This window comes from Methanobrevibacter sp. DSM 116169, assembly GCF_046197865.1.
In the GTDB taxonomy this organism is placed as follows: domain Archaea; phylum Methanobacteriota; class Methanobacteria; order Methanobacteriales; family Methanobacteriaceae; genus JAHKLT01.
Genome location: NZ_CP166990.1, coordinates 1,184,013 through 1,207,807, shown reverse-complemented (window position 1 = coordinate 1,207,807; position 23,795 = coordinate 1,184,013). Strand labels below are relative to the sequence as shown.

Annotated in this window: 17 protein-coding genes and 1 tRNA gene; 9 read left to right on the top strand and 9 right to left on the bottom strand. The window is 24.9% G+C overall.

What is annotated here, in order from left to right:
* Window position 1 precedes the first annotated feature (1 nt).
* From ACA134_RS05920 to ACA134_RS05885, 8 genes are all read right to left on the bottom strand, one after another.
* Window positions 2-1,927, bottom strand: coding sequence for a SpoIIE family protein phosphatase (locus ACA134_RS05920; protein ID WP_409199500.1), 1,926 nt, complete (start codon window positions 1,925-1,927; stop codon window positions 2-4).
* Window positions 1,920-3,851, bottom strand: a complete 1,932-nt coding sequence (locus tag ACA134_RS05915) for a SpoIIE family protein phosphatase (protein ID WP_409199499.1) — start codon at window positions 3,849-3,851, stop codon at window positions 1,920-1,922. The genes ACA134_RS05920 and ACA134_RS05915 overlap by 8 nt, the downstream gene beginning before the upstream one ends.
* Before the next feature lie 75 nt (window positions 3,852-3,926).
* Window positions 3,927-5,852 carry a SpoIIE family protein phosphatase gene (locus tag ACA134_RS05910; RefSeq protein WP_409199498.1) on the bottom strand — a complete coding sequence of 642 codons (1,926 nt, stop codon included), beginning with the start codon at window positions 5,850-5,852 and terminating at the stop codon, window positions 3,927-3,929.
* Window positions 5,842-7,788 (bottom strand): PP2C family protein-serine/threonine phosphatase, encoded by a 1,947-nt coding sequence (locus ACA134_RS05905; RefSeq protein WP_409199497.1) that lies wholly within the window; start codon window positions 7,786-7,788, stop codon window positions 5,842-5,844. The genes ACA134_RS05910 and ACA134_RS05905 overlap by 11 nt, the downstream gene beginning before the upstream one ends.
* Before the next feature lie 8 nt (window positions 7,789-7,796).
* Window positions 7,797-8,210: an ATP-binding protein gene (locus ACA134_RS05900; RefSeq protein WP_409199496.1), complete on the bottom strand. Its 414-nt coding sequence runs from the start codon at window positions 8,208-8,210 to the stop codon at window positions 7,797-7,799.
* A 1-nt stretch (window position 8,211) separates the two neighbouring features.
* Window positions 8,212-9,984, bottom strand: a complete 1,773-nt coding sequence (locus ACA134_RS05895) for an MATE family efflux transporter (protein ID WP_409199495.1) — start codon at window positions 9,982-9,984, stop codon at window positions 8,212-8,214.
* 55 nt (window positions 9,985-10,039) lie between these two features.
* Complete coding sequence (locus tag ACA134_RS05890; RefSeq protein ID WP_409199494.1) at window positions 10,040-10,336, bottom strand: STAS domain-containing protein; 297 nt, start codon at window positions 10,334-10,336, stop codon at window positions 10,040-10,042.
* Window positions 10,337-10,480: 144 nt separating this feature from the next.
* Window positions 10,481-12,166, bottom strand: coding sequence for a GH3 auxin-responsive promoter family protein (locus tag ACA134_RS05885; RefSeq protein ID WP_409199493.1), 1,686 nt, complete (start codon window positions 12,164-12,166; stop codon window positions 10,481-10,483).
* 464 nt (window positions 12,167-12,630) lie between these two features.
* Here ACA134_RS05885 and uvrA point away from each other — a divergent pair, with 464 nt between their 5' ends.
* The 3 genes from uvrA (at window position 12,631) to ACA134_RS05870 (ending at window position 19,453) form a co-directional block, all read left to right on the top strand.
* Window positions 12,631-15,519: an excinuclease ABC subunit UvrA gene (gene uvrA / locus ACA134_RS05880; protein ID WP_409199492.1), complete on the top strand. Its 2,889-nt coding sequence runs from the start codon at window positions 12,631-12,633 to the stop codon at window positions 15,517-15,519.
* Window positions 15,520-15,684: 165 nt separating this feature from the next.
* Complete coding sequence (locus ACA134_RS05875) at window positions 15,685-16,491, top strand: DUF368 domain-containing protein (RefSeq protein ID WP_409201077.1); 807 nt, start codon at window positions 15,685-15,687, stop codon at window positions 16,489-16,491.
* A 361-nt stretch (window positions 16,492-16,852) separates the two neighbouring features.
* Complete coding sequence (locus tag ACA134_RS05870) at window positions 16,853-19,453, top strand: DUF5814 domain-containing protein (protein ID WP_409199491.1); 2,601 nt, start codon at window positions 16,853-16,855, stop codon at window positions 19,451-19,453.
* Here the strand turns inward: ACA134_RS05870 and ACA134_RS05865 are convergent.
* Window positions 19,450-19,890, bottom strand: coding sequence for a GIY-YIG nuclease family protein (locus ACA134_RS05865; RefSeq protein WP_409199490.1), 441 nt, complete (start codon window positions 19,888-19,890; stop codon window positions 19,450-19,452). The genes ACA134_RS05870 and ACA134_RS05865 overlap by 4 nt on opposite strands.
* A gap of 57 nt (window positions 19,891-19,947) precedes the next feature.
* On the opposite strand from ACA134_RS05865, the gene ACA134_RS05860 reads away from it, so the two are divergent.
* The 6 genes from ACA134_RS05860 to ACA134_RS05835 all read left to right on the top strand — a co-directional run bounded on the left by ACA134_RS05860 (window position 19,948) and on the right by ACA134_RS05835 (window position 23,793).
* On the top strand, window positions 19,948-20,361 hold the full coding sequence (locus tag ACA134_RS05860; RefSeq protein WP_409199489.1) for a DUF371 domain-containing protein: 414 nt from the start codon (window positions 19,948-19,950) through the stop codon (window positions 20,359-20,361).
* A gap of 78 nt (window positions 20,362-20,439) precedes the next feature.
* Window positions 20,440-20,523: transfer RNA gene (locus ACA134_RS05855), tRNA-Leu, on the top strand.
* A gap of 398 nt (window positions 20,524-20,921) precedes the next feature.
* On the top strand, window positions 20,922-21,764 hold the full coding sequence (gene galU, locus ACA134_RS05850) for a UTP--glucose-1-phosphate uridylyltransferase GalU (RefSeq protein WP_409199488.1): 843 nt from the start codon (window positions 20,922-20,924) through the stop codon (window positions 21,762-21,764).
* 8 nt (window positions 21,765-21,772) lie between these two features.
* Entirely contained in the window at window positions 21,773-22,741 is a 969-nt protein-coding gene (locus ACA134_RS05845; protein ID WP_409199487.1) for an NAD-dependent epimerase/dehydratase family protein, read from the top strand.
* Window position 22,742: 1 nt separating this feature from the next.
* Window positions 22,743-23,423, top strand: coding sequence for a glycosyltransferase family 2 protein (locus ACA134_RS05840; protein ID WP_409199486.1), 681 nt, complete (start codon window positions 22,743-22,745; stop codon window positions 23,421-23,423).
* Between the two features lies 1 nt (window position 23,424).
* Window positions 23,425-23,793, top strand: a complete 369-nt coding sequence (locus ACA134_RS05835) for a hypothetical protein (RefSeq protein ID WP_409199485.1) — start codon at window positions 23,425-23,427, stop codon at window positions 23,791-23,793.
* Window positions 23,794-23,795 lie beyond the last annotated feature (2 nt).

Sequence of the window (23,795 nt, the reverse complement as noted above, 5' to 3'; positions counted from 1 at the left end):
GCTATTTTTTATATTTTAATCCTAATAATGTTATATCATCAAATTGGCTTTCACCTTTTGAGAATTTATTAACTTCATCTTTTATTTTTATTATTAATGGCTCAATTGATAAAGATGAATTTTCATTTAAAAGTTTAATTAAACGATTTGATGTGAAAAATTCTCCTTTAGTATTATTTGCATCAATTACTCCGTCAGTATATAAAAATAATTCATCATTTTTATTTAATTGTATTTTATGTTCTTCATATTCTTGATTTTCTTTTGCACCTAAAACTAAATCATTTTTAGATTTTAACCATTCAAAGTGATCTTCTTTTTTAATTAACGGAGAATTATGTCCTGCATTAACATAAACTAATTGTCCTGTATCTAGTTCTAATATTCCCATCCATGCAGTTACAAACATACTTTCATCATTATTTTCATATAATGAATTATTTACTTGATAAAAAGTATCAGAAGCAGATTTCCTAAAATATGCATAGTTTTTAATTAATGTTTTTGTATTTAGCATAAATAATGCAGCAGGTATTCCCTTACCTGAAACATCAGCTATTATAAATGCAAAATGATTGTTATCTATAAAAAAGAAATCATAAAAATCTCCTCCAATTTCATCTGCAGATTTATTTATTGCATATATATCAAATTCTTTAGATTTAGGAAATTCTTTTGAAATTATTGAATTTTGAATCGTCTTAGAGACTTTTAATTCTGTTTTTAATCTTTCTTTATCTTTTGTTTCTTTTTCTAATTCTTGCATATAAACTTTTAAACCACTAATCATTTTAATAAAAGAATCACCAAGAATCCCTATTTCTGTATTATTTGGTTTATCTTTTTTAATTTTATTAATTATTTCTCTAGAATCCTCCATTTTATTTTTACTATTTATATATTCATTTGTTACAGATGATATAGATTCAATAGGCAATGTAATTTCTTTTTCAATTTTTGATAATACATAAATAGCTACTAAATAAAAAATAAATAAAATTATAGCAAGGTTTACAAATAATACTGTAGAAAATCCAAATATTTCTACATTATAAGAAGTATTTTCAATAACTAATATTACTCCTGCTAAAATAGCAATAATAGTACCGATTGCTATGAAAAATAATATTAGTTTTTCTGTAATGGTTGTTTTTCCATTATAATTTCTTATTTTAATAGTTTCAGTTACAGGTTTAAATACTAATATTATAAGTAAAATACCATATATAGTTCCAAATATTAACCCATTATAAAGAGGTTCAAATAAATAAGAATAGATTATATATGTTATTCCAAGACTAAGTGCAATAATTAGAATAATATTATAGAAATTTGGTGGAAATATAGGCTTTTTATTCTTCTCTGGAATATATAATTTCCATTTAAATATACTTGCAAGTGTTATTATTATAGTTGCAAATATAAGGGTAAAATCTAGAGAATTAAGTTCCCATAATAGAGTTATAAATGAAGGAAAATCAACATAATTGATTACATCCATATAAAATCCATGTAAGAAAGTCATTAATGTACTATTTATAATAGCTATTAGTATCAACTTTATTAAGTTTTTTACAGTATTTAATCTAGGAGTTGTAATTTCTCCAGTAAAATTAAATGAATACCATAATTTATATGGGATATAAGCATATAAAAATTGGAATAAACTAAGTATTAAACATACATCTACAGCATAACCCATTAAATAATGGGTAATTAAACTAGCAATAGTTATTCCAATAGCTCCCCAGGGACCAAATAATATTCCAAATACGGGATTTATTCCAGATATTGGTTCATATTCACTAATTCCAGGAATAGGGTAAATAAAATTTATTGGAATTGTTAATAGTATATAAACAAGTCCACAAATTAAGCTTGTAATAATTTTCTTTTTTAAGCTTTCCTTTTTTAAATTATTATTCATCACTATCACCTTTATTATATTCAATTATTAACATAGCAATATCATCTAATAATTCTATATCTCCAGTAAAGCTATCAATATCTTTTTTAATAATGAATGTTAAATTGTCAATTTTTGTATAAATATTCGAATTTAATAAGTTTATTAAACGATCTTTTCCGAAAGAATTTTTATTTTTATCTATAGCATCTGTAATTCCATTAGTATATAAAAATAATCTATTTTTTCTTTTTAAATAAATAATATTTTCTTTGTATTGGGTATTTTGTCTACCACCAAGAACCAATCCTGTTTTTGATGGTAATTCCTTGTATTTATTTGTCGAATCTTTAATTAATGGTAAAAGGTGGCCTGCATTAACATATGTTAATTTTCCTGTATCTATTTCTAATATTCCCATCCATGCTGTTACAAACATTTTTGATTTATTGTCTTCATAAAAATCATTATTAGCATATTCAAAAACTTCACTAGGGCTTTTTCCAAGATGTGTTAACTTTTGAATTAAAGTTTTTGTAACCATCATTAGTAAAGCTGCTGGAATTCCTTTACCTGATACATCAGCTATTACAATAGCTAAATGATTATCATCAATATAAAAGAAATCATAAAAATCTCCTCCAATATCCTTCTCAGATATAAAAGTTCCAAAAACATTAACTGGATTAGTTTCAAATAAAGGAGGGAATTTTTTAGTAATTACAGAACTTTGTATTTTTTTAGCTATTTCTAATTCTGTTTTAATTTTTTCTTTTTCTGTTGTAATCTTTTTTAACTCTTCAGCATATATTTCAAAATCACTTACCATATTTTTAAAAGAATTAGTAAGTATTCCAATTTCACTTCTATCATCATTATATTTAGTACATTTTTCAACTATTTCATTAGATTTCTTTTGATTTTCTGAATAAGAATTTATATAATCTTCTGTTAATGTAGATAATGATTCCATTGGGATTGTAATTCTTTTTTCTATATATCTCAATACAAGTATTGAAAATATATAAAAAACAACAAGGATTATAGCGATATAAGTATACATCACATTCCAAATTTTTACATGATCATGTTCGATTTGAGGAATATTAAAATAAAAAACTATAGTTATTACAATTGCTAAAGTTAAAAGAATTATAATAAAATAGATAATTAATTTTTCTGTTAGACTGGTTCTGGTATTAGTATTTTTGTTAATTTTAGTAGTTATAGGTTTAAAACAATAAATAAGCACAGAAAGATAAGCCAGAATTCTTAATGCATCATTATGAGATTCATTTACTATTACTACACTATATATTAAATGTATAAAACAAAGCATAAAACCAAAAGCTAATATTATATTAAATATTTTTGAATAATTTGCATTGATTTTTTTAACTACAGGTTTTAATATATGCAGTTCATAATAATTAGCTATTGTTATTAAGGTTATTCCAACAATCATCGAATAATCAAACATATTTAAAACAAAATCTATGCTATTCATATGGACTGTCTTTGGAAAGTAATAAAATTCCATTATATTGCAAAACATACTTGAAACAATTATAGCAGTTATTAATGTAATAACAATAAATTTTAAAATACTTTTAACATTGTTAAATCTTGGTAATTTAATTTCCCCAGATAAATTAAGACTATACCATAATTTATATGGTAGATAAGATGCAATAAATTGCATAATTGCAATAGCTAGTATTAATTCAACCGGAAAACCATAATAAATATTTGAAATTAAGCTCCCAAGTATAATTCCTATAGTACCATAAATTCCAAATAATAATCCATAAATTAAAGGTAATCCATTTGTTATTTGAGTTGCAACAAGAGGATAATTAAAAAATTGTTGAATAATAAAAGTTAATAAAAAATTAAATAAAGCACATGCTAATAAAGTCTTTATTTTTCCTTTTAATGTTTTCAATGTCCTCATATTATCTATTTTCTTAAATGTTTTTTATAAAATAAAATTTACACTTTTTTATGAAAAAATTTTTAATTATTTTTTATATTTTAAAATTAGTAAACATATATCATCAAACTGCTCAGTACCTTCTGAAAATTTATTAATTTCATTTTTTACTTTATTTGCTAATGATTTAATATTCAGTTTCGAATTTTCATTTAATAATGATATTAATCTTTCTGATCCAAAAAATTCTTTTTTAATATTATTTGCATCAGTTATACCATCTGTATATAAAAATATTTCATCATTTTTATTTAATGTAATTTCGTTTTCAGAGAATTTTTTATTTTTTTCTGCACCTAAAACTAATCCTGATGCTGATTTTAACCATTCAAATGATTTTCCTTTTTTAATTAATGGAGGAGTATGTCCAGCATTAACATAAACTAATCTACCTGTATTAATTTCTAAAATACCAATCCAAGCCGTTAAAAACATATTTTCATCATTATTTTCGCATAAAGAATTATTTACATCAAAAAAGGCTTCAGAAGGGGATTTTTTAAAATGCATATAGTTTTTAATTAATGTTTTAGTTTTTAGCATAAATAATGATGCAGGTATTCCTTTACCAGAAATATCTCCTATTACAATAGCAAAATGATTATTATCTATAAAAAAGAAATCATAAAAATCTCCTCCAATTTCTTTTGCAGATATATTTATTCCATATAAGTCTAATTCTTCAATTGTTGGAAATTTTTTTGAAATTACTTTGTCTTGAATTTTTTTAGCTATTTCTAATTCAGTATTAAATTTTTCTTTTTCATTTGTTTCTTTTTTTAATTTTTGCATATATGTTTTTAAATCACTAATCATTTTAATAAAAGAGTTTGCAAGAATTCCTATTTCTGTATTATCGGGCTTATCCTTTTTGATTTGATTAATTATTTCTTTTGAATCTTCCATTTTATTTTTACTATTTATATATTCGTTTGTTGCTGATGATATAGATTCAATAGGTAATGTAATTTCTTTTTCAATTTTAGATAAAACATAAATAACTACTAAATAAAAAATAAATAAAATTATAGCTAGATTTACAAACAATACATCTACTGATCCAAAATTTGATATATAATGGGGACTATTTTCTATAAATAATATTATACCTGCTAAAATGACAATAATAGTACCAATTGTTATGAAAAATGTTATTAATTTTTCTGTAATAGACATTTGAACTGTATTATCTTTTATTTTAACCTTCTCAGTTATAGGTTTAAATGCTAATATTATTATTAAAAGGATGTATATTGTTCCAAATATTAATCCATTATATAATGGTATATAAAAATATGAATAAATCGTATATATGATTGCTATACTAAGTGCAATTATTATAATAACATTGTAAAAATTATGTGAAAATATTGGATTATTTTTTTTCTCAGGAATATATAATTTAAATTTAAATATACTTGCTAAAGTTAATAATATAGTTCCAAATAATAAAGTAAAATCTAGTGAATTAATTTCCCATAATATTGTTACAAACGATGCAATGGGAACATAACTAATCATTTCAGTATAAAATCCATATAACCAAGTCATTAATGTACTATTTAGAAGTGTTATTAATACGAACTTTATTAAGTTTTTTACAGTATTTAATCGAGGAACTGTAATACTACCATGATAGCTAAAGGTATACCATAATTTATATGGAATATAAGCATATAAAAATCTGAATAAAGAAAGTATTAAACATACTTCAATATCATAACCTAGGGACATATCAATTATAAAAGCACCAATAGCTGAACCGATTGCTCCCCATGGGCCAAACATTAGTCCGAAAGCAGGAGCTATTGCACCTGAAGGCTTATATTCACTAATTCCTGGAATTGGATAAATAAAAGATAAAGGATATGATAATATAATAAAAATTAAGGCACAGATTAAACTTACGAAAATCTTTTTTCCTAAACTTTCATGTTTTAAATTATTTATCATTGTTATCGTTATTTTTATTGTATTCTACTATTAGCATAGCAATATCATCTAATAAATCAACTTCGCCTGTAAAACTATCTACTTCTTTTTTAATATTAAAAATTAAATTATCTATTTTAGTATAAATATTTGAGTTTAATATGTTAATTAGACGATCTTTTCCAAATGGACTTTTATTTTTATCAATTGCATCAATAATCCCGTTTGTATATAAAAATAATCTATCTTTTTTCTTTAAATAAATTATATTTTCTTTATATTTTGTATTTTCTCTAACTCCAAGAACTAATCCTGTTTTAGTTGGAAGTTCTTGATATTTATTTGTAGAATCTTTAATTAATGGAGTTTTATGGCCTGCATTAACATATGTTAATTTTCCTGTATCTATTTCTAATATTCCCATCCATGCTGTTACAAACATATTTGCTTCATGGTCTTCATAAAGATCATTATTAGCATATTCAAAAACTTCACTAGGACTTTTTCCAAGATAGGTTAATTTTTGAAGTAGAGTTTTTGTAACTATCATAAATAAAGCAGCTGGAATTCCTTTACCTGATACATCAGCTATTACAATAGCTAAATGATTATTATCAATATAAAAGAAATCATAAAAATCTCCTCCAATATCCTTCTCAGATACAATAGTTCCATAAATATTTATATTATTTGTTTCAAATAATGGGGGAAATTTTTTAGTTATTGCAGAAAGTTGAATTTTTTTAGCTATTTCTAATTCTGTTTTAATTTTCGCTGTCTCAGATGTAATCGTTTTAAGTTCATCAGTATATACTTCAAAATCATCTACCATATTTTTAAAAGAATTAGTAAGTATTCCAACTTCACTTCTATCATCATTATATTCTTCACAAGTTCTAGCTATTTCATAGGATTTATTTTCATTATTTTGGTACGAATCAACATAATTTTTTGTTAATCTAGATAAAGATTCAATAGGAATAGCAACCTTTTTTTCTATATATCTTAATACAATAATTGAAAATATATAAAAAACAACAAGAATTATAGCAATATAAGTATACATCACACTCCAAAATTCAATATGAATATGTTCATTATGAGGAATATTAAAATAAAAAATGACGGATATTACAATTGCTAAAGCTAAAAGAATTATTATAAAATATATGATTAATTTTTCTGTTAAACTAGTCTTTGTACTTATATTATAATTGACTTTTGTAGTTATGGGTTTAAAACAATAAATAAATATGGAAATATAAGCTATAATACCTAATAACTCATCATGGGATGTATTTCCTGTTAAAATACCATAAATTAAATGTATAAAACAAATTGTAAACCCAATAGCTAATAATCCATTAAATATTTTTAAATAATTTTTATTAGTTTTTTTAGCTACTGGTTTTAAAATGCGTATTTCATAATAATTAGCTATTGTTATTAATGTTATTCCTGAAATCATCGAATAATCAAATATATTGAAAACAAAATCTAATGTATTCATGTGGATAAGATTTGGAATAGAATTAAAGGTCATTGCATAATCGAATAATCCTGATACAATTATTGCAGTTACTAAAATAATTACAATAAATTTTAAGATACTTTTAACATTATTAAATCGAGGTAATTTAATTTCTCCAGATAAATTAAAACTATACCATAGCTTATAAGGTAGATATGATCCAACAAATTGCATTACTGCTATAAATAATATTAATTCAGGAGAAAAACCATAATAAATATTTGAAACTAATCCACCAAGTATAATTCCCAAACTACCATAAATTCCAAATAATAATCCATAAACTAGAGGCAATCCATTTGTTATTTGAGTCTCAATAATAGGATAATTAAATAATTGTTGAATAACAAAAGTTAGGACAAAATTAAATAAAGAACATGCAATTAATGTCTTTATTTTTTCTTCCATAGTTTTTAATGTTTTCATAGTATCAATTATTCTAAATTTTTCTCTAATGTTAAGAAATTACTATTATTTTCATATTTATATGAAATAAAATCTACATTTTTTTTAATAAGAAGAATTCCTAATCCTCCAATTTCTCTTTCTTTTAAAGGAGCATGAATGTCTTTATGTTCAAAGATTAATGGATTATATTCATTACCATTATCAATTAAAGTTATAATAATTTTTAAGGGATCTTCTTCTAGTATAATCTCGATTGTGATATTATTAATAATGTTTGGAGGATATGCATAGTCTACAATATTAACAAACGCTTCTTCAATAGCTAGTTCAAGCTGTATTTTATAATTTAGCTGGATTTCATAATAATTCAATTCTTTTGCAATGAATTTGAAAATATTATTTAGCTCTTGCTTATTGTTTGAAACAATTATTTTTGGCATTTTAATCTCCACTAAACGTTATTGTAAGATTATTTAATCCTATTGTGTGCCTATATTCCATATTTGTAGCTATTTTCTGGATTATTTTTATTCCCATTGTATTTTCTGTTTTTTCACATTTATTAGCATATTCTATTGGATTAAAAGGTATTCCATCATCTCTTATACGAAAAATAACATTTTTACTTGTTAAAATAATTCTAACATCAATATAATGGTGGTTATGACAAGATTTAAAACCATGTTCTACAATATTTCCTCCCATTTCTTCAACACACAATGCTAATTTATTTATAATGTTTTCTTTGCCAGGATAATTTTTACCAAATTCTTGAACATAATTTGATAGTTTCATTACTTCATCCATATTTCCATTAATTGAAATACTTAAATTGGAGTTAATATCTTTTTCAAAATTATCATCTAAAAGTAGGAAATCTTCTGTTGATTTAGGAAATTTACCATATTTGTATTTTATTAAAAATATTAAACCAATTAAGGTTAAAATTTCTCCAACTGTAAAACATAACCAAATACCATCTTCTCCAATTAATGGAGTTGCAATTAATGCAAATAATGATATAAATAAAAAACTATGTGCAAAAGCTATGTAATTAGAAATTAAAAGATTTTTAGTAGCATTATAATAGTTTAATAATACTATACAAATTAAAGCTAAGGGTAATGATGGTGCAAATAATCTTAATGAACGGATAGTTGTAGATAAAATCTCTGGATTATTTCCAAAAACTCCAACAATATATGGGGTGAAAATTATTAATATTACAGCTATTGGTATTGTTATACCTAATCCATATTTTAGAGAAACTTTTAAAAGGTATTTTAAAGCTTTTTTGTCTTGTTCTCCAAAAAATACCCCACCAAGTAATATTGTAGTCATTCCAACTCCCATTGAAACAGAAACTAAAAATTGGTATATGTTTGTTTGAATAGATAAAGCTCCGATAGCTACTGTTCCACCTATCCAAATAGCTAAATTATTAGTAAGTACGGATCTAAATGTAATATATAATCTATTAAGAGCACTAGGAAGACCTAATTTTATTACATTTCTAATTTCTTCAAATCCACCTTTAATTTTAGTGAATTTTAATGTATTTCTTTTTAAAAGAAAATGATAACATAAAATTAAAGTGCCGATAACATAGCTTATTGATGTAGCTAATCCTATACCAAATAAACCTAAATCTAGAACTGTTGCAAATAATATATCTAAAATGATATTTATAATAGTAATTATAATTGCAGATATCATTCCTAAAAAAGGTGATCCATCTAATCTAATATAACTTAATAATACTTGAGATAATATTAAAGGTAAGGTTCCAAGAACTAATCCAAATAAATAATCTGTTGTTAATTGAATTAATATGCCTTCTGCACCTAAAAATAATGTTAAAGGATTTATGTAAAAAGAAGTAAGTAATGTAATAATTATTGAAATTATTGTAGCAACTAAAAGTGTCACAGTAAAATTAATATTTACTTGATTTATTTCACCACGACCAACATAATTGGAACATGCTACTATTCCTCCCTTTCCAAAAACAGTCGAAAGAGCTAGTAAAACAATAATAAATGGTGAAGCTATTCCAAAAGCAGCAAGTTCTTTATTACCAAAAAAATTACCTATTATTATTCCATCTATTAATATTCCAATCGTAGCAACAACAACACTCATTAAAGAAAATAAGAAATATGATTTAAATGCTTTTGTGACTAAATAATCATTAGTCAATTCTTCATATTTCATTTTTTCACCATTTATAATGGGCTATTATATGATTAAAATGTTTTAGTGAGAACCATTATTCTATTTCTAAAATATCTACAAAACCTGTGGCTTCAAATACTTCCATAATTAAGCCATTAACGTTTTTAATTGTCATTTGCCCTTGTTCATCCATTGTTTTTTGTGTTGATAAAATAACACGTAATCCTGAACTAGATATATATACAAGCTCTTCAAAATCTAGAACTAAATCAGTAATATCTGGGAGATTATCTGATAATTCTTTTTCTAAATCATGAGCTGTATTTGTATCTAATCTACCAATAACTTTAATATTTAATTTTTTATTATTTTTTTCTTTAATTATTTCCACTTTTCCACGTCATAATTAATTAATATAAATAAAACTTAAATTTGAATGAAAAATATTAGTGCAATGAAATATTATTTATTATATTTTTGTTTAATATTTTATTTAAATTTTTTTATATAATTTTTATACAAAGTTTTAATATGATTAATTTAACATAGACTTAAAAAACTCCCTATGGCTTTCATTAATTATGATTCTAGGAGGTTTAAGTTGAGTTGATGAGATTCCATTACTTATAATAAAGTCTCTATATGACATAAAATCTTCTGGTTTCAATGATTTTATTTTTATTTTATCAAAATTTTCTTTCATTTTCTCTTTAAAGTAGGGATTATTTTTTGAAAGATTTTCTTCAATTGAATAACGCACATCATCTAATGTTAGGTCTTTTGGTATATTAGATGCTTCAATAAAGAAAATATATCTATATGGGAATTTTTCATCATCAGGAATCATAAAATATTCATATAAATCAAAGCCTAATTGTAATTCAGTTTCTCGAAGCGATTTTCTCATAACATATTCTGATGTTTTTTCTCCACAAATATCGGCATATTGATTAGATCTACATACAAATTCAATAAGGGGCATTTCATTATGTTTTCCATTTACTTTAACTATATCCCTCATTCTATATCTATAAAAACCAGATAAATTAGTAATAACTATTTCATATTTTTTTCCTTCTTCTAATTTGTCTAATGTGATGCATTTATTTAAATCTTCAGTATCTATGGGTATAAATTCATAAAAAACACTATTTGGTAATAATGAAGCTTTTTCTGAATTAATTTCTAAAGGAAATGAAAAAGTTCCTTCTGATGCAATTAAACCAACAAAACAAAAGTTTAAGTTCTCTCCAGAATATTTTTCTTTGATTTTTTGTGTATACATTGAAAATCCACCAGTTCCTATACCAACAATAACTTCAAGTTCTGGCCATAATCTAGGAATAATTGGGCTTTCAAATCCTTCTTCAAATATTTTTTTAAGTTCTTCTGCTCGCTCAGGCATTGGTTTTATTTTATCTTTTAAACTTTCTTTTTCTTCATCTGTTAATCGTATAGATTCATCAATTGTTCCAGTTCCAATATCCTTAACTAATAGCTCCCAATTATTTTCAATATATCTTAAAACATCAAGGTATAAATTAAAAAATGTTGCTTGAACGATTGACATATCTTTATTCATTAATGCATAACGAGCATGCAAATAACGTTTGTTTGTTTTTTGGCTACTAAAAAAAGATTCATAGGGTGAAATAAAAAATAGTTCTATATAATCTTTATATTGGAACATAAATTTAACACTTAATGCTCCAAATGTTTCTCCATGTTTTAGTTTCTCTAAGGCCATTTCAAGTAAATTAAATGTTTTTTTATTTACCCAATTATCGCCTAATTCTTTCCATAATATATAGTACGCCTGATTATTAATATAATCAGTTAAAACTTTTTGTGCTGGAAGTGAAAAAGGAATTTTCTTTGGTTCTCCAAGTGTTGCAGATGATTTTGCATAATGATCAATTTCATATACTGTGATAAGATTTTTTTCATTATCTTCACTCATTCTTTCAACATACTCTCTATAATCATCGTATTCAGTTATTGGAACTTTTTTTTGATAATCTTCAATACTTTTAATATTATCAAAATCGTATTTTTTTCCATATTCAGTATCTTTATTATCATCCAATATCTTCATCAATAATTCTTCATTGTATTTCATTGGATTTTTAGTCATTTCTATGAGATTATCATAAATGACTTTGCCATCTTTAATTCTTCCAATATTTTTTTCTCCAGCAGGTGTTAATTTTGAATTATTCATTTTTGCTCCCTTAGCTATACCAGAAATTGGTATATATTCAAAAACCTGTTTTGAAAATTAAGTTTTTAGTAGATATATTTATTGTTTTAATAGTATATATTTTTTAGGATTTTATGCCATTTTGAACTATTAAATTGGTTCGCATTGTTTAATTTCTTTTGTAAATTTACTAATGACTTATATTGGCTTAATTATTTAAATAAATATTAAATAACAATTATTTTATAGTAAACTACAATCTTTTTTAAAATTTTTAGTTAATTAATATTTTTTTACTAAAACTTTATAATTATGTAATAAAACAAAATATTTATTAACTATAAAAAATATAGTTTTAAGTGATACGAATGAAAAAGAATATTATTTTTTAGATGCTCTATCTATAATGTAAAATAATAGTATGTATATAAATTTTATAAGTTATTATGATTTTTTTATATAAGATAATTTATTAGGAGTTAAAAATGAAAGAAGATAGTAGAAAACAAATTATATTAAAAGGAGCTAAAGAACACAACCTCCAAAATATAGATTTAACTATTCCAAGAGATGAATTTGTTGTTATTACTGGTTTAAGTGGTTCTGGAAAGTCTTCTTTAGCATTTGATACAATTTATGCTGAAGGTCAAAGAAGATATGTAGAATCTTTATCTGCTTATGCTAGACAATTTTTAGGACAGATGAAAAAGCCAGAAGTAGATTATATTGAAGGACTATCTCCAGCTATTTCAATTGACCAAAAAACTACTAAAATAAATCCAAGATCAACTGTTGGTACTATAACAGAAATTTATGATTATTTAAGATTACTTTTTGCAAGAATAGGCATTCCTCATTGTCATAATTGTGGAAAAGAAATAGCTCAACAAACTGTAGGTCAAATTGCTGATAGTATTATTGAAGAAGGAGAAGGAATTAAAATACAAGTTTTATCACCAATCATTAAAGATAGAAAAGGTGAACATAAAGGTGTATTTAAAGACTTAAGAAACAAAGGATTTGTAAGAGTTAGAGTCGATGGTGAAATAAGGGAATTAGAAGAAGATATTAAACTAGCTAAAACATATAAACACACTATTGAAGTTGTAGTTGATAGATTAAAAATCAGAGAAGGTGTGGATTTTAAAAGAAGATTAGTAGATTCTTTAGAAACAGCATCTGAATTTGGTGAAGGAATCATTAATATTATTTTTGATAATGATACTAAAGATTATGAAAAAATCTATTCAGAACACTTTGCATGTGTTGATTGTGGAATAAACTTTGAAGAAATTACTCCAAGAATGTTTTCATTTAATGCACCTCAAGGAGCATGTCCAGAATGTAATGGGATTGGAAGTAAAATGGAAATTGATCCAGATTTAATTGTTCCAGATAAAGAGTTATCTCTAAGAGAAGGAGCTATTGTGCCATGGGCAAAATCTAAAAAAGATAATTACTATTATCAAATGTTAGAAGCAATAGGTGATTATTATAATTTCAGTATGGATACACCTTTTAAAGATTTAACTAAAAAACATCAAGATGTAATTTTATTTGGAAGTAAAGATAAGATTCCATTTTCATTTAAACGTAAAAATAAATCATATCAAGTTAATCGTAAATTTGAAGGTGTAGTAATTAGAATGGAAAGGTTATATTTTGAAACTAAATCTAATTACAATCGTAAATATATCTCTAAATTTATGAGTGATAGAAAATGTTATGTTTGTGAGGGAAAAAGACTTCGTCCTGAAGTACTAGCTGTAACAATTAATGATAAATCAATAAACGATGTTGTTGAAATGTCAATTAAAGATTGTTATGAGTTTTTCAAATCAATTAAACTTAATGAAAGAGAATTGTTTATAGCTAAAGAAGTTTTAAAAGAAATTAATGAAAGACTTAAATTTTTAGTTGATGTAGGGCTTGATTATATTAATATGGCAAGATCATCTGGTACATTATCTGGTGGAGAAGCTCAAAGAATAAGATTAGCTACTCAAATTGGTTCAGGTCTTGTAGGTGTTTTATATGTTTTAGATGAACCAAGTATTGGATTGCATCAAAGAGATAATGTTAAGCTTATTGAAACACTAAAAAGACTTAGAAACTTAGGAAATACTTTAATTGTAGTTGAACACGATGAAGAAACAATTTTATCAGCAGATTATGTTGTTGATATTGGTCCTGGTGCAGGTGAACATGGTGGGAAAATAATAGCTCAAGGTACTCCTGCAGACATTATGGATTCAGAAGAATCTATTACTGGTAGCTATATTTCAAGACGTGAAACAATTGGAGTTCCATCTTCAAGAAGAAAAGGTAATGGGGAATTCATTAAAATTAAAGGAGCTAAAGAAAACAACCTTAAAAATATTGATGTTGATATTCCTCTTGGATTATTTAATTGTGTAACTGGTGTTAGTGGTTCTGGTAAAAGTAGTTTAATTAACCAAGTTTTATACAAAGGATTAAATGGTATTATAAACAATAAACATTCCTTTGCAGGAAAATATGATTCAATTGAAGGAAATAAAAATATTGATAAAATAATTAATATTACTCAAACCCCAATAGGAAGAACTCCAAGATCTAATCCAGCTACATATATTGGATTATTTACTCATATTAGAGAATTATTTGCTGAAACACCTGAAGCAAAAGCTAGAGGATATAAACCTGGAAGATTTAGTTTCAATGTTAAAGGTGGAAGATGTGAAGCTTGTTCTGGTGATGGAATAATTCAAATTGAAATGCATTTCTTATCTGATGTATATGTTCCTTGTGAAATATGTAAGGGAAAACGATACAATGAAGAAACATTAGATGTACGTTATAAAGGTAAAAATATTTATGAAGTTTTAGAAATGACTGTTGAAGAAGCATTAGAATTTTTCGAAAATATTCCAAAAATCCATAAAAAACTTCAAACATTATATGATGTTGGTTTAGGTTATATGAAATTAGGCCAATCAGCTACTACATTGTCTGGTGGTGAAGCTCAAAGAATTAAACTTGCAAAAGAACTTTCAAGAGCTAGTACTGGTAAAACATTATATATTTTAGATGAACCAACTACAGGTCTTCATTTTGCAGATATTAAAAGACTTTTAAGTGTTTTAAATAGACTAACTGATGCTGGTAATTCTGTTGTTGTTATTGAACATAATTTAGATGTTATAAAAACTGCAGATCATGTTATAGATTTAGGCCCTGAAGGTGGAGATGGTGGAGGAAAAGTAATAGCTACTGGAACACCTGAAGAAATAGCTAAATCTGGAACATATACTGGTGATTTTTTAAAAAATGTCTTACATGAGAATATAACACCTCTTGCTAAGAAATTAGTTGAAGAAAAAAGTGCTAAATAAATCTTTTTTCTATTTTTTATTTTTTTCAAATAGATAAGTATTAATAAGGATTTTAAGAAAAGTTAATTTATATAATCTTTTTATACAATAGATTTTTTAAAAAGAGGAGATAAATTGAAATTTAATTATATGGAATCGTTATTAATTTTTATTCGTGGGCTCTTAATGGGTGCAGCAGATATTGTTCCAGGTGTTTCTGGTGGAACAATAGCTCTTATAACTGGTATTTATGAACGACTTGTACATTCAATCAGTAAAATTAACTTTAAGTTTTTAAAACCTTTATTTAAAGGTAATTTTTCAGGTTTTAAAGATGAATTTTTAGATGAAATAGATTTTGGACTATTTATTCCTCTTCTTTTAGGAATAGGTATTGCAATGTTAACTTTAGCTAAACTTGTAACTTATGCTATGGAAGTTCATACTGCACTTACATATTCCTTTTTTATAGGTCTTATTTTAGCATCTTCTTATATTTTATTTACTAAATTAAGTGAAATTAGTTTAAAAAATATTTTATTTGCAATTGCAGGTTTTATATTAGGTTTGGTTTTTGTAAGTATAAACCCAATAGCTGCAACTCATACATTACCTGTGATATTTATCTCAGGAATGATTGCAATATGTGCAATGATTTTACCAGGTATTTCTGGATCATTTTTACTTTTAATTCTTGGTCAATACCATTATATGCTCACTGCACTTCATGAAATGAGATTGCCCGAAGTTATTACTTTTTGTGTTGGTGCATTAATAGGTATTTTAGGTTTTTCAAAACTTTTAAATTATTTAATCGAACATTATGAAGAAATTACTATGGCATTACTTATTGGTGTTATGATAGGTTCTTTAAAAATTCCATTAGTCGAAGTTTCTAGTTCAATGCCTCTAACAATATTAAATATTGTTCCATGTGTAATTTGTGCTGTTATTGGTCTTTTAATTATAATTATTTTAGAGAAAAAACTTTAAATTTTTTCTACAATATATAATTATAATCTTTATTTTTTTATTTTAACTTCAATTAATTATTATTTTATTATTTTAACTATTATTATCCCTCAATTTTAATTTTTAAATGATATACTATTTTTATCAAAATTTTGTCAAATAATAATTTTTAAGCTTTCATTTGAAATTTTAATATATTAGACATGCATTTCAAGTGTAACATCTGTAAAAACTTTAAAAAAATAATATCAAATAACAGTTTTTAAGATGTAGATTTTTATTTTAAAGAATAATTTTCTAATTTTCAAAAATTGAAGTGCAATTATCATTAATTACTAAAAAAAGTTAGTTTTATAAATTTTAAAAATAAAAGTTAATTATAATGATTATTATTAAACCTAAAAAAAGAGTTTATGAGGTTTTTCCAATTGGTTCTGCTAAAGGAGCATTGAATTGTAAAAGAACACCTAAATTTGTAGGGTCTTTGAAGTTTAAAAGAGATCAAAATCAATTATCTATTAATAAATTCATAGCTAGCTATGAAGATGAGGAAAAATTCTATTCTCCTTCACAAGTTTTAAGATTTTTTAAAAATCAAGCTGTTTTTTTAACAGAAAGAGATGAAGATTTAGAAAATTTCTTAAAAACCAATGATGTAAGCTTTAGGTTTACAAATATTTGTAATTTTTGTGTGAATGATGGAATTATTACCATAATCAATTCAAAAAGTAGTTTTGAATATAACAACCAAACTATATGTTATGATTGTGCAATAAATACTATTAAAAGAGAACTTGAATCTCAAGGATATAATAAAAAAGTTTTTAAAAACTTTAAAGATTTATTAGATAAAACACATGATTTAGAAGAAGTTATTAAGGTAATTGATCACAAATTCGATCCTTTAAAAAATCCAAATTTAACATTATTTGATAAAATCGATTCAGATTTAAATCTTAAAGTACCTGAAGTTGAAATGAGTAGATTAAAAATACCTAATGAATTTAAAGATATTTTAATTAAAAATGGAAATGAAAAACTTCTTCCAATTCAAATTTTAGCTATTAAAGAAGGATTATTAAAAGATGAAAATATTTTAGCGGTTTCTGCAACAGGAAGTGGGAAAACATTAATTGGGGAATTTGCAGGAATACCAAAAGCACTAAAAGGAGAAAAATTCATCTTTTTAACTCCTCTTGTAGCACTTGCAAATCAAAAATATAGGGACTTTAAAAGAAAATATGAAAAATTAGGTTTAAAAATAGCTATTAAAGTAGGAATGAATAGAATAAAAGCTAAAGGAGAACTTAATTTTAAAAGTTCTAATGTTAAAGATGCAGATATTATAGTAGGTACATATGAAGGAATAGATTATTTAATTCGTAGTGGAAATTATAAAGATTTAGAAAAACTAGGTGTTATTTTAATAGATGAAATTCACACATTAGATGATATTGATCGAGGTATTAGATTGAATGGTTTAATTAATAGAATTAAAAAATTATATCCTTCTTCTCAAACAATTGCATTATCCGCTACAGTTAAAAATCCAAAATTTTTAGCTGATATTTTAGATGCTAAATTAGTTGAATATTCTAAAAGACCTGTTCCAATTGAGCGACATTTAATTTATAATAGAAATGAATCTGAAAAACGCCTAATTATTCGAAAACTTATTGTAAATGAATATAATACTACTTCTTCGAAGGGTTTTAGAGGTCAAAGTATTATATTTACCAATTCAAGACGTAAAACTCATCAACTTTCTAATTTTTTATCAAATAAAGGAATTAATGCTAAGGCTTATCATGCAGGTTTATCTTATTTTAAAAAAGAAAAAATAGAAAAAGATTTTGATAAAGGTAAAATTGCAGCTGTAATTACAACAGCAGCTCTTGCAGCAGGTGTTGATTTTCCTGCTTCTCAAGTAATATTTGATTCTATGTTAATGGGTAATTCATGGATTTCCCCAAATGAATTTTCACAAATGACAGGAAGGGCAGGTAGACCTAGCTATCATGATTTAGGTAAATTATACTTGCTTCCAGAAATAGCTAATAGTTTTGATGGTGAAAATGAAGAAGTAGTAGCACTAAATCTTTTAGAAAGTGATGTTGAGAAGGTTCATATTGATTATACATATGAAGATGCTTTAGAAGAAATTTTAGCAGATATTTCATCATTTACTGTTCGAGATATTTATGAACTAAAACAATTATACAAAAAAACTAAAATTCCAGCAGACTTTGAAGAAATTATAGGTGAACTTTCATCTAAATCTATGATAAAAGTAGATAAAGATAAATTTAAAGTAACTGTATATGGTAGAGCAGTAGCTATGTCATTTTTAAGTGTTTCTGATGCAGATTTTATTAAAAATTCATTAAATAATAAAAACTACTTAAAAGAGTTATTTAATTTAGGTTCTAATAAGATTGAATACAATATTTTAAATAAAATGAATAGTAATGAAAAAATTAATATGGATTATTTAAAAGTTAAATATATTGCAATGGAATTAGATTTAATTGAAAATGCATATTTATCTCCACTTATTCATTCAAAATTAGCTAGTTCATTAAAAATGAATATTTCTTCTCGTTTATTTTCAGAATCAACATTGGATATTATATCATCTGGTGAAAATATTTCCAAATTAGATTCAAAATTCCAAGATGCCTTATTAAAACTTCAAATTGACTTTTTAAAATGTTCATGTAAAGAAAAACCATTTTGTGATTGTCTTCAAAGAGGTATTTCAGAACTTATTATTGAAGATAGGCTAAGAGGACTAGATCCTATTGATATTTCAGATAAATTATTTAAAAATTACCAAATTCAGATATATCCTGGGGATATTTTCACATGGCTTGATAATTATTTAAGAAATTTAGATGCTGTTAAAAGAATAGCTAATGCATTTAAAAAGAAAAATATTGTAAAACAAGCAAATTCATTAATTAAAACTATTGAAAAATCTTAAAAGTTTTCTTTAAAGTAATTTAAATTATGAAAAGTTTTATCTAATTTATTAAAACTTTCTTTAGCTATTTGTAATGAATTATTTTTATTTTCAAAATAAATTAAATGTGATATACATTTACAATCACTTGAACCAAAATTTTCAACTACTAAACCATCATTTAATATGTATTTAGCTAAATCACATTCAATTTTACTATCAGAAATATTGAATATAACATCAATTATTTGAGAGTTTGAGTTTAAAAGTAGGTAATCAATATGCCAATGTTTCTTTTTACTTGATGATAAATGCCTTTTCACTCTTGATTCAAGTGATGACATAGCTGAACCTACATAAATATAGAAACCTTTTTTAAAATTTATAAAACCTAAACTTCCAACTTTGATTTTAGAATCTTTCTTTAATTCTATTATGAGACAATAAGTTCCTTTCATTAAAATATTATTTCTTTTAAATTATATTTAAATAGAATATTTTATAAAATATTTTTAATGATTTTTGAAATTAAAACTAAAGGACATGAAAATGTTTTATCTAAACATAAATCTACTTTTGAAATTACAAAAGATAAAGATTTAACTTTAAAAGGAGATTGTATTATTGGCGTAGCTATGGATAAATCTTTAAATGATTTTTCAGATGAGTTTAAAAATAAAATAGCTAATTCTAATACAAAAATTAAAGTTATACTTAAAACATTAAATGGATATGATGAAATTATAGGTCATGGTCATGAAGATTTGTCTTGTAATCATCCAACTGACATTGTGTGTCGTAAAAGTTCATTTACATGTTCAAGGACTTTAATGATAAATTCAAATAAAGCAGCTATTGATTTAGATGAAAAATTAATTAATGATTTGAAAGATGGTCATGAAATGATAGTTAAAATTCAGATTATATAAATAGTAAACTTTAAATACATTGTAAAATATATTTTTTAATACTTGCTTTTATTAATGTTATTTTTAGATAATTTTAATGCGGGGGTGGTCGAGTGGTCAAAGGCGATAGGTTGAGGGCCTATTGGGTTAGTCCCTTCGCGGGTTCAAGTCCCGTCTCCCGCACTTTTTAAAACTTCTTTTATTTTTTATTTGAATAATTTAATTTTATTAATATTCCTTTTAACTTGGAATATTATAGTCAAAAATTCCAAAATTTATATATGTCCTTAATTTCATATTTTTATTTGGTTATTTTTAATGACTGTATTGTAAAATATGAAAATGAATTAACTTAGTTGTTAATTAAATTTAAATATATTGTCGAAATTATAATTTTAATAAACTATTAATGTTTATTCACTTCCTTTTTATATTTAATTTAATTTTACTTTTTAAAATATATTTTTTATTATCGTTTTTTTTATTTGATTGTTTTGAGGATAAATAGCTAATAAGAATAAACTATTTATAAGTATTAACACAGATTTATTATTAACTCAATAATTTAATAAGGTGGTTAAATGAAGGCAGTAATACCTGCAGCAGGATTCGGTACACGATTTTTACCTGCTACTAAAGCACAACCAAAAGAAATGTTACCAGTTTTTGATAAACCTACAATACAATATGTAATTGAAGAAGCAGTAGCTTCAGGAATAGATGATATTTTAATCGTCACAGGAAAAGGAAAAAGATCAATAGAAGATCATTTTGATAAATCTTTTGAACTAGAATATACTTTAAAATCAGCAGGAAAAGAAGAATACTTAGAACAAATCCAAGCAATAACCGATTTAGCTGATATTTACTATGTACGTCAAAAAGAACAAAAAGGATTAGGCGATGCAATATACTGTGCAAAAAAACATATTGGTAATGAACCATTTGCAGTAATGCTTGGAGATACTATTACTAAGGGTAGTATGCCATGTACAAAACAACTTATAGATACTTATAATAAATCTGGTGCATCTTCAATAGCTCTTGAAGAAGTACCTACAGAAAAAGTTGAAAGATATGGTATCATTGATGGAATTGAATGTGAGAATGGAATTTATGAAATTAATAAATTAGTTGAAAAACCACCTGCTAATGAAGCACCATCAAATTTAGCTATTATGGGAAGATATGTACTTGCACCAGAAATATTTGATTTAATTAAAGATACTAAACCAGGTGTTGGTGGTGAAATCCAACTTACTGATGCATTATCTAAATTAGATAAAATTTACGGAGCTATTTTTGATGGAAAAACTTATGATATAGGTAATAGATTAGAATGGCTTAAAACTTCTATAGAATTTGCTATGGATGATGATGCAGCTAAAAAAGATTTAGTTCAATATATGAAATCAATTATTTAAGTGATAATATGGAATCTCAAAGAATTTTAGTAACTGGTGGTAGTGGTTTTATTGGAACCAATTTAGTTAATGAATTAAGATCTCGAGGTCATGAAGTTTTAGCTTGTGACTTGTTACATAATGAACAAGAAGCAGATTTATATGCTGATGAATATGCTGATTATGTAAGGGGAGATGTAAGAAATTATCGCCAAATTGAAAGAATTTTCGATGAAAATAAAAAATTTGACTATGTTTATCATTTAGCTGCTGAATATGGTAGATGGAATGGAGAAAGATATTATGAAAACCTTTGGGAGACAAATGTTATTGGAACAAAAAACATGATTCGTCTTCAAGAAAAATTAGGTTTTAGAATGATTTTCTTCTCATCTGCAGAAGTTTATGGAGATTTCGATGGAATTATGAGTGAGGATGTAATGGAAAAAAATCCAATATCTGATACTTATCAAATGAATGATTATGCAATTTCTAAATGGTCTGGGGAGTTAATGTGTATGAATTCAGCTACAATGTATAATACTGAAACAGTCAGAGTTCGTCCAGTTAATTGTTATGGGCCACATGAAGCATATTCTCCTTATAAAGGTTTTATTCCTATATTTATTTATAGAGCATTACATGAAATACCTTATTCTGTACATATGGGCCATAAAAGAATTATTGATTATGTAGGGGATACTGCAAATACTTTTGCAAATATTGTTGATAATTTTAAAGCTGGTGAGGCATATAATGTGGGTAGTCGCCAAGAATGGGAAAGAGATATTAAAGAATATTCTGATATGGTTTTAAATGCTGTTGGTGTTGATGATTCCTTAGTTGAATATACTCCTGCAGAAGATTTTACAACAAAAGTTAAAACAATTGATTTTTCAAAAGCTATTCGTGATTTAAAACATGATCCTAAAGTTTCACCAGAAGAAGGAATTAAAAAAACCGTTGAATGGATGAGAAAATATTATAGATTAGATTAAAATGAATTCTATTGCATTAATTCCTGCATATGATGAAGAAGTAGCTATTGGATCTGTAGTTTTAAGATGTTTACAATATGTTGATGATGTTTTAGTTATTGATGATGGAAGTTCTGATAAAACAAGTGAAATTTCTAAACTTGCAGGTGCAAAAGTAATTACGCATGGTAAAAATTTAGGTAAAGGAATGGCTCTTAAATCTGGTTTTGATGTTCTTGATTATTATGATATTATTGTAACTATTGATGGAGATGGTCAACATAATCCAGATGAAATTCCTAAGCTATTGCAACCTATTATTGAGGGAAATGCTGATTTTGTAAACGGTAGTAGATATTTAAATGGTCCAGAAGAAAACACCCCTTCTTATAGAAGAGTTGGTCAAAAAGTTTTAGATATAGCTACTAATATTTCATCAAGTGTAGATGTAACAGACTCACAAAGTGGTTTCAGAGCATTTTCCAAAAAAACTTGTGATTCTTTCAAATTCAGAGATACAGGTTTTGGAATTGAAAGCGAAATGCTTGCAGATGCAGCAGAAGATTATTTAAAAATAGTTGAAGTTCCAATAACAGTTCGCTATGATGTTGATGGATCTACTAAAAATCCTATAAGTCATGGTTTTGGTGTTTTATTTAAAATAGTTAAAGATAAAATTTATAGAGTTTTTAGAAGGGATTAATATGAATTCTAAAGATTTTTTAATAATAATTCTTATAGCTATTGTAATTATTATGTCAATAGGATTTAGTTTATTAATATTTAATCAAGATAATGGAACTGAAATATCAAATATTACAATAAATAATAGCACTGATAATTCGGATGTAATTGAAGAAAATGAAGTTGCAAAAACTTATACTGAACCTGTAAAAGAAGAAGTGGAAAGTGAAGAAACATATCTTGAAAAACTTCGAAGAGAAAATGCAGAAGCAGATCGTAGACAAATTTGCCCATCATGTGGGGTTTACACAGGTTCGGAAGGAAAATATTGTGTTCAATGTTGGGATGATGTAAGTGGTGGTGCAGAATATCAGGGTGGATTTTTATGAAT